This window comes from Saccharopolyspora karakumensis (genome assembly GCF_004349225.1).
Lineage (GTDB): Bacteria > Actinomycetota > Actinomycetes > Mycobacteriales > Pseudonocardiaceae > Saccharopolyspora > Saccharopolyspora endophytica.
The window spans coordinates 1-2,024 of sequence record NZ_SMLA01000118.1; the positions used below are offsets into that span (position 1 = coordinate 1).

Annotated in this window: 3 protein-coding genes; all 3 read left to right on the plus strand. The window is 68.3% G+C overall.

Annotated elements, in window-relative coordinates; all coding sequences use genetic code 11:
- The first annotated feature begins 501 nt into the window (after nucleotides 1–501).
- The 3 genes from E1202_RS31035 to E1202_RS31045 all read left to right on the plus strand — a co-directional run bounded on the left by E1202_RS31035 (nucleotide 502) and on the right by E1202_RS31045 (nucleotide 1,994).
- A complete protein-coding gene (locus tag E1202_RS31035) occupies nucleotides 502–909 on the plus strand; it encodes a DUF1707 SHOCT-like domain-containing protein (protein ID WP_132686866.1) in 408 nt (135 codons plus the stop codon).
- A gap of 78 nt (nucleotides 910–987) precedes the next feature.
- The gene (locus E1202_RS31040; protein WP_132686867.1) at nucleotides 988–1,311 is read left to right on the plus strand and encodes a DMT family transporter; all 324 of its coding nucleotides are present in this window, start codon (nucleotides 988–990) and stop codon (nucleotides 1,309–1,311) included.
- 5 nt (nucleotides 1,312–1,316) lie between these two features.
- Nucleotides 1,317–1,994: a TetR/AcrR family transcriptional regulator gene (locus E1202_RS31045; RefSeq protein WP_235879142.1), complete on the plus strand. Its 678-nt coding sequence runs from the start codon at nucleotides 1,317–1,319 to the stop codon at nucleotides 1,992–1,994.
- The last annotated feature ends 30 nt before the right edge of the window (nucleotides 1,995–2,024 follow it).

The window sequence follows — 2,024 nt, forward strand, 5'->3', positions numbered from 1 at the left end:
GCCGTCGGGTTGCCCGAGGCGGATGATCCGCACGAATCGGGCGATGGTCATGGCGAACATGCTCCACGCGACGACGCCGAGCGCGACCGAGATCGCGCCAAGCGTGATCTGTACAGCACCCATGCTCGCGGCCTCCTGTTTCGGGGGTTGTCCGTTTGGGGAGCGTACGCCCTGTTACCCGCTGGTAACCACGGGGGCCGGGGCGTGAATTCGGGAACAGACGGTGATTCTGCGAGACCCCAGGTCGAAAAACTACTTGGGCGTTCGTCCAGTTTTCTGCTATTTTCAGTGCTGCGACGACCAGACCGCGGTCGTCCGGGGTGCCGGGTGTTTCTGGAGTTGTCGCTGTTGAACGCCCGGGGCAGGTGTGGGCACGTGCCGCGGTTCCGTGGCCCCGGCGGTGCCGATCAAGGCAAACTGACGAGTGGTTGTGCGATTTTCGCCACGTAATTGATCGAGTGAACGTCGTCATCGATCAATCCGCACCTGGGGGGTAGGGGCATGGTGGATCCGAACGGCGGAGGCATGCGTGCCTCCGACGCCGACCGGGACGAGGTCGCCGCGCGGCTGCGCACCGCGCTCGACGAGGGCCGGCTGACCGTCACCGAGTACGACGAGCGCCTGCAGAGCGCCTACGGCGCCACCACGCTCGGCGAGCTCGAACCGCTGACCAGGGATCTTCCGGTTTCTCAGCCCTCAGCGGAGGTCGTCGCGCGCGAGGAGCACGAGGAGAAGGTGTCCAAGGAGTGGCGGGACTGGGCGGGCGGGGCCGTCATCATGATCGCCATCTGGGGCGTGACCTCGGCCGTCTCCGGTGACCTGAAGTTCTTCTGGCCCGCCGTCCCCATCGTCATCTGGGCTGCGATCGCCGTGTCGATGACCATCGGCGGCCCCGGCAAGCGCGGCTGATCCCCTTCGCTCCCGCGACCCGGGGGCGCGCAGGTCCTAGAAGTTGGGCGATCGCCCATGTTGATTCGAGGAGGTCTCGTGGCGTACCTGCTGCTCGTGGTGGCGATCTGCAGCGAAGTGGTGGGCACGGTGTCGCTGAAGCTGTCGGAGGGCTTCAGCAAGCCGGTCCCGTCGGTCGCGGTCGTGATTGGATATGCGATCGCGTTCACCGCCATGAGCGCGGTGCTCAAGCTCGGGCTGCCCGTCGGCGTCGTCTACGCGATCTGGGCAGGGGCCGGCGTCGCGCTGGTCGCCGTCATCGGAGCGGTGTTCCTCGGCGAGTCGATCACGGCTGTGCAGGTCGCGGGCATCGCGCTCATCATCGGCGGGGTGGTGGCACTGGAACTGGGAGGCGCGCATTGACAGAGGTGACCGACGGGCGGCGGATCAAGGGAGAGCGCCGCCGCCGCGCGATCGTCGACGCGGCGCTGCGGGTCGTGGCCCGCGAAGGCGTCGGCGCCGTCAGCCACCGCAACGTCGCGCGCGAAGCGGGCGTCCCGCCGGCGTCGATCGCGTACTACTTCAACGGCATCGACGACCTGCTGGTCGCCAGCCTGCTCGACGGGTGCGAAGGCCTCGTCGAGCAGATCACCGCCGTCCGCGAGCAGGTCACCGACAACACCCAGTGGCCGCGCGCCATCGCCGAGCTGCTCGTCCGCATGATCGTCGAGCAGCGCGAGCGCACCATCGGCGAGTACGAGCTCTACCTCCTCGCCGCCCGCCGACCCGCCCTGCGGCCGGCCGCGCGCCGCTGGATCGACCTCATCCGGGGCAACATCAACAACGGCGGAGGCGGCGGCGACACGGTCATCAGCGCCTTCATCGCGGGCATGGACGGCCTGCTCATCCAGGCCCTCATCGCCGACGAACCCCCCACCGTCGACGACCTCGAACCGGTCCTCCGCTTCCTCATGCACCCCCACGACTACCTGGGAACCTCCACCCCGACGCGACCTGCTCCCCGCGGCCCGGTGCGAGCTCCCCCGGATTTCAGCGGAACTCGGGGACCTGGTTTCAGTGGAGATCCGGGTCCTGACTTCCGCTGAAATCGGGTCTCCCTCCGCTGGGACGGGGTG